The 5414-nt window shown below is 68.6% G+C and carries 7 protein-coding genes; 5 read left to right on the top strand and 2 right to left on the bottom strand.

Annotated elements, in window-relative coordinates; translation table 11 throughout:
- Positions 1 to 1020 (top strand): threonine/serine exporter ThrE family protein (locus LQV45_RS16860; protein WP_230008021.1); only part of this gene is annotated, 1020 nt, incomplete at its 5' end.
- Positions 1021 to 1201: 181 nt separating this feature from the next.
- Here the strand turns inward: LQV45_RS16860 and LQV45_RS16855 are convergent.
- Together LQV45_RS16855 and LQV45_RS16850 are read right to left on the bottom strand one after the other, a co-directional pair.
- Positions 1202 to 2041 (bottom strand): siderophore-interacting protein, encoded by an 840-nt coding sequence (locus tag LQV45_RS16855; RefSeq protein ID WP_230008020.1) that lies wholly within the window; start codon positions 2039 to 2041, stop codon positions 1202 to 1204.
- Positions 2042 to 2092: 51 nt separating this feature from the next.
- Positions 2093 to 2899 carry a uracil-DNA glycosylase gene (locus LQV45_RS16850; protein ID WP_230008019.1) on the bottom strand — a complete coding sequence of 269 codons (807 nt, stop codon included), beginning with the start codon at positions 2897 to 2899 and terminating at the stop codon, positions 2093 to 2095.
- 202 nt (positions 2900 to 3101) lie between these two features.
- On the opposite strand from LQV45_RS16850, the gene LQV45_RS16845 reads away from it, so the two are divergent.
- From LQV45_RS16845 to LQV45_RS16830, 4 genes are all read left to right on the top strand, one after another.
- Positions 3102 to 3365, top strand: a complete 264-nt coding sequence (locus LQV45_RS16845) for a DUF3263 domain-containing protein (protein ID WP_230008022.1) — start codon at positions 3102 to 3104, stop codon at positions 3363 to 3365.
- 93 nt (positions 3366 to 3458) lie between these two features.
- Positions 3459 to 4100 carry a LytR C-terminal domain-containing protein gene (locus tag LQV45_RS16840; protein WP_230008018.1) on the top strand — a complete coding sequence of 214 codons (642 nt, stop codon included), beginning with the start codon at positions 3459 to 3461 and terminating at the stop codon, positions 4098 to 4100.
- 158 nt (positions 4101 to 4258) lie between these two features.
- Positions 4259 to 4462, top strand: coding sequence for a cold-shock protein (locus LQV45_RS16835; RefSeq protein ID WP_230008017.1), 204 nt, complete (start codon positions 4259 to 4261; stop codon positions 4460 to 4462).
- Positions 4463 to 4521: 59 nt separating this feature from the next.
- On the top strand, positions 4522 to 5414 hold an 893-nt coding region (locus LQV45_RS16830; protein WP_230008016.1), incomplete at its 3' end, for an ABC transporter substrate-binding protein.

Raw genomic sequence — 5414 nt, 5'->3', positions numbered from 1 at the left:
GTCACGGACATCGTCTCCGGCGGCGTGGGACGTGAGGAGGCTGTGCGACGGCTTGAGGACATCACCCACAGTTCCAAGCCATTCCCGCGCTGGATGGTCACCGTGGCATTCGGCGTGTTCTCGGCCGTCTTCGTCGGTGTTCTCGGCGGCGACCTCGGAGCCTCTGCGGTCGCTTTCGTCTCCAACCTGCTGGTGAGCCTGCTGGCCAGGCAGCTAGGGCGGTGGCGCACACCTGACTTCTTCGTCACCGCCTCGTGTTCCTTCCTGGTCACCTTCATCGCCCTGCTGTTATGGCGTTTCGGCGGCATGGTAGGAATCCAGATACCGCCGGCCATCGTGGTGGTCGGCGGAATCCTGCTGCGACTGCCGACCGGCCGGCTCGTCTCCTCGGTGCAGGACGCGATCAACGGCTTCCCCGTCACGGCGGCCGGCCGTTTCCTCTCCACCATGCTGACCTTCGGCGCGCTCGTTGCCGGCATTGCCGTCGGCTTCGTAGTCGGGGATATGACCGGCATGGAGGCGATCAATGTCACCGAAACATTCCCTCCGGCGTATCCGTGGTGGGCCGTGGTCATCCTGATCGCCATCGCGGTGCTGATGATCGGCATCACCGAACAGACCAGCTGGAAGCTGCTGCTGCCGACGGCGGCCGTGGGGGTGGTGGGCTACCTGGTCCTCATCGGCGGCGACGCCCTGGGCATCGGATCCCGCTTCGCCCCGGCCCTCGCTGCCGTGGTGATCGGCCTGCTGGCCCGCGTCGTGGCCCTCCGGATGGGCGCCCCACAGTTGGTTGTGGCCGTTCCCGCCGCGCTGATTCTGCTCCCGGGGCTCACTATATTCCGGTCGATGTATGTATTGACCATCGAGGAATCGGAGATTCTCATGGGCGCCGGCGGCATGCTCAACGCCGGGGCCATCGTGCTCGGTGTCGCTGCCGGCGTCGTGCTCGGCGACACCCTGGCGCGGCCCCTGACGCGGAGCCTGGCGAGCAACGAACGGCGCAGGGCCCGCCGCCGCTAGACCTTGCGAGGAATGCCCGTCCGGCTCCCCTAAGGCGCCGGGTTTCCCCACTTTTGCCGGGACGCGACGGCGTGTCAGCCCGCCGCGTCGGCGTGTCCCGGCGTCGTGGTGGCAAAGGTGGGGAAACTCCGCAGCGCCAAATCTCGCGCCGTTAGATCTTGCCTCGTTAGATCTTGCCCCGCTAGATCTTGCCTATCGGCAGCTTCTTCTCCGCCTGGAAGTCGTCCTCCACCCGGCCCTTGGCCCAGTAGCCCGAGAGGGACACCTGGGCCCGCTCCAGCCCGCGCTGCACGTAGAACACGTCCCGGAGGCCCTTCATGTAGCCCCGCTCGCCGTGGGCGAAGACCTGCACCCGGCCCTCGGGCCACTCGGCGTCGCGCACCGCCGTGACCAGCAGTTCGCTCTCACCGGCGGGTGCGCCGCCGCGCAGCAGCCAGCGCAGTTCGACGCCGGCCGGCCCGGCGATGGCCTGGACGTCGGCGTCGCTGTCCACTTCGAGCAGGGCGAGGCCGCGGGCATCCTCCGGCAGGGATTCGATCGCCGCGCCGATGGCCGGCAACGCTGATTCATCGCCGGCAAACAGGTACCAGTCCGCGGCCGGATCAGGGTTGTACCCGCCGCCGGGGCCGGTGAAAGTCAGGCGATCGCCGGGCTGGGCCGAGGCCGCCCAGGGGCCGGCGAGCCCCTCGTCGCCGTGGATTACAAAGTCAATGGCCAGTTCCTGCGCCTCCGGGTCCACCCAGCGGACCGTGTAGGTCCGGGTATGCGGCCACTGACTGCGCGGCATGGTTTCCCGGATGGCCCACAAATCCAGCGGATCCGGGTATTCGACGCCGGGTTGCGGAAAGACGATCTTGACGTACCGGTCCACATAGTCGTTGTTGACGAACCCGGCGAAGCCGGGGCCCCCGGCGATGATCCGGACCATGTGCGGGGAGAGCTGCTCCCTGCGCAGGACCGTCAGATCGGTCTGGGGGCGCGAGTTCCGGGTGGCGGTGGTGGCTGCGGGGACGGATGTCATGCAGCTAAGCCTAACCAAGAACCCCCGGCGGGAGCTTTGCGCGGGGGCCTGTTACGGCAACGGCGGAAGCTCCCAGTCGACCGTCCCGTTGCCTTGTTGCAGCAGCAGGGCGTTGGCCCGGCTGAACGGCCGGGACCCGAAGAAGCCGCGCGAGGCCGATAGCGGGCTGGGGTGGGCGCTGGCGATCACGGCTGCGGACCCCAGCAGCGGCCGCACGGACTCGGCATCCTTCCCCCACAGGATCGCCACCAGGGGGGCATGGCCCGCACCGGATACGGACGAGCGGCCGGCGACTGCCCGGATGGCCGCCGCCGTCACGGCCTCCCAGCCCTTGTTCCGGTGCGAGCCCGCCGCGCCGGCACGGACGCTGAGCACCCTGTTGAGCAGCAGTACGCCTTGGTCCGCCCAGTGGCTGAGGTCCCCGTGGACGCGCGGGGGGAAGCCGAGATCGGCCTGAAGTTCCTTGTAGATGTTTGCCAGGCTGCGGGGGATCGGCCGGGTGGCGCCGTCCACGGCGAAGGACAACCCCACGGCGTGCCCCGGCGTCGGATACGGGTCCTGGCCCACCACCAGCACCCGGACGCCGGCCAGGGGCTGCCGGAAAGCCCTCAGCAGGTTTGCCGGCGATGGCAGTACGCCATGCCCGGCGGCCACTTCGCCCGCGACAAAGGCGAGGGCTTCGCGCAACTGCGCCTCCACCGGCGCCAGCGGCTCGGCCCAGTCAGGAGCAACCAGCGCGTCCAGCGGCCGGCGCGTCAGGTCCGCGAAACTGAGGGTGTCCGCGGCTGCGGGCTCCAGCTCGAACAGCGCGTCGGGTTCACTGGCGGGGTCAAACTCGGCATCAAACACAGCACCCATTCTTCCCCAGCTGCGGCCCGTTTCTGCGCCCGCCCGAATGACAACCCTGTCATTCGGCCGTAGCATGGGGACTGACTTTTTACCGGATCCAGCCAGGTTTTTTGGAATCAACCAGGAGTGTGTCGTGGCCGAAACAGCGCAAGAGCACGTGCTCGCGGGGGATTCTGCCGTCTTCCCAACCGCCGGCGCGGGCCCGGACGGGGTGTCCGCGGAGTCTGCGCTGAGCGCCCGCGACCAGCAGATGCTGTCCTTGGAGCGGCAATGGTGGAAGTACGCCGGGGCCAAGGAACAGGCCATCCGCGAGCTGTTCGATCTGTCCGCCACGCACTACTACCAGATCCTCAATGCCCTCATCGATACCGAGGATGCGCTGGCCCACGATCCCATGCTGGTCAAGAGATTGCGTAGACTACGTACATCACGCCAACGTGCCCGCACTGCCCGTCGTCTGGGAACAGATTCGTAAAGTCGCGTCACGAGCAGCCGGATGCGCACGTCCTGTTGCGTCCGTTCCGGCCTCGGGCACCCCGTATGAAATCAGCAAGGACGTCGTTTTACCATGACCAAATACGCTCGGGATGAATTTGATCGGGTCCCGGAGACCTCTACCCGGCAGGGAGTCCACCGGGCCGTCGCGGCATCGCGGCGGCGGAGCCTGGCGCCGATCCTGGCGGCTGGCTGCGTAGCCCTGGCCATCGGCCTGGTGGCCTTCCTGATCCTGCCGAAGCTCGGCTTCTCCGCGGGCCAGGCCGCGGCCGTGACGGCCGGTGGCAGCGCGTCCGCATCTGCCAGCAGCAGCCCGTCCGCCACGAGCACCATGAGCCCCAGTCCCACGCCGACGAGCCCGGAGCCGGCCGGCACGGACGCCGCCGCCGCGCCGGCGGCTTCGCCGTCAGCTACGCCGAGCGCCACAGCCGCCGCCGCCGTCGACAAGACGCAGCCGGTGACGATCTACAACGCGACCACCACCGCCGGCCTCGCCACCCGCGTCGGCGGCACCGTCACCTCCGACGGCTGGGTCCTGGGCGAGACAGGCAACTGGGGCGGTGTCCCGCAACAGACGTCGGTGATCTTCTACAGCGGCGTCGAGCAGAAGGACAATGCGGAGGCACTCGGAGCCCTCCTCGGCGTCGACACCCTCGTGGACTCTGCCGAGTTCAACATGCCCCTTGTCGTCGTTCTCGGCCCCGGCTACCAGTAGCCAATCCGGTTACGCCTCAATAACTATTAGGCGGCGGCCCTGCCCGCCGCCGGCGTTCCTGGGGGACGCTGTGGGTACAGTATCTGCGGATTTCTCTTCGCAGTCCGCGGCGCACATCGAGGTGGGCCGCACGCAAGCTAGCTGAAAGTGTGGACACCATGGCACTGGGAACCGTCAAATGGTTCAACGCCGAAAAGGGCTACGGCTTCATCGCCGTGGACGGTTCCGAGAACGACGTCTTCGTGCACTGGTCTGCGATCGTCGGGGAAGGCTACCGCGCCCTGGACGAGGGCCAGCGGGTGGAACTGGAAGTCGGCGAGGGCGAAAAGGGCCCGCAGGCCGAAAGCGTCCGGCCCGCCTAGTGGTACTGGCTGCCGTCACGAACGCCCCAAGGAACGCGGCCGGGCGCCGCGGAGGACATTTGCCGCTGGGCCGCGCCCTGGCGGCGGGCACCGTAGCGGCCCTGGCCCTGACGGGGTGCCTGGGCCCCGCGGGCAGTGCCCGCGTGGCCAGCGCCGACGCCAGCGGTGACGGCACCCTGCGCATCGGCCTGATCCTGGACAACACGGGCAAGCAGAACTTCCTCAACGCCTCCGAGCTCGCGGCGGCCAAACTTGCCGTCAAGGAGATCAACGCTGCCGGCGGGCACAAAGGCAAACCGGTGGAGCTGCTGCCGGAAACCATCAGCACGGACGCCGCCGCCCAGGCGAAAGCGCTGGTTGCCGCCAAGGCCGACGTCGTGATCGGCCCGACCGATTCCAGCCGTGCCCCGGCGGCCATCGACGTGCTGGCCAACGCCAAGGTAGCCGTGATCTCCCCGGCCAACACCGCCGCCGCGCTCAGCAACTACAAGAGCGGCGGCTACTATTTCCGCACCTCGGCCGCCGACATCGCCCAGGCATCCGTCCTCGCCAAACTGGTCAAAGACGGCGGCGCCAGGACCCTGGCGGTGCTGCATGAGGAAGGCGACTACGGCAAAGACGTCGCCGCCGCAGTCGTTGGTGCGGCGAAACAGTCCGGACTGGAAGTCGTGGCGGACTCGGAGTTCACCCCCGGCCAGGCGCAGCAGGCTGTCGCCGCCGCTAAGGCCGCCAACCCCGACGCCGTCATCCTGGTCTCGCGCGACGGCGCACAGGGCGCCATTGCCGAGCTGAACAACGCCGGCCTCGCCGGCAAGAAGCTGGTCCTCAGTGACGGAGCAGTCAGCAAGTACGGCTCTGGCCTGGGCGCCCGGGCGCTCGAGGGTGCACGCGGGATCCTGCCCGGCGTGTTTCCCTCCGCAGCCTTCCAGGCGGACCTCGTGGCCGTTGATCC

Source organism: Microbacterium sp. Bi128 (genome assembly GCF_918698205.1).
This window is presented reverse-complemented; position numbering and strand designations above follow the sequence as displayed.

What these genes read in the sequence shown, in the direction of transcription:
- LQV45_RS16840 (WP_230008018.1), top strand. Translation starts at nt 3,459, where the DNA reads ATGACCAAATACGCTCGGGATGAATTTGATCGGGTCCCGGAGACCTCT.
- LQV45_RS16855 (WP_230008020.1), bottom strand. Translation starts at nt 2,041, where the DNA reads ATGACATCCGTCCCCGCAGCCACCACCGCCACCCGGAACTCGCGCCCC.
- LQV45_RS16835 (WP_230008017.1), top strand. Translation starts at nt 4,259, where the DNA reads ATGGCACTGGGAACCGTCAAATGGTTCAACGCCGAAAAGGGCTACGGC.
- LQV45_RS16850 (WP_230008019.1), bottom strand. Translation starts at nt 2,899, where the DNA reads ATGGGTGCTGTGTTTGATGCCGAGTTTGACCCCGCCAGTGAACCCGAC.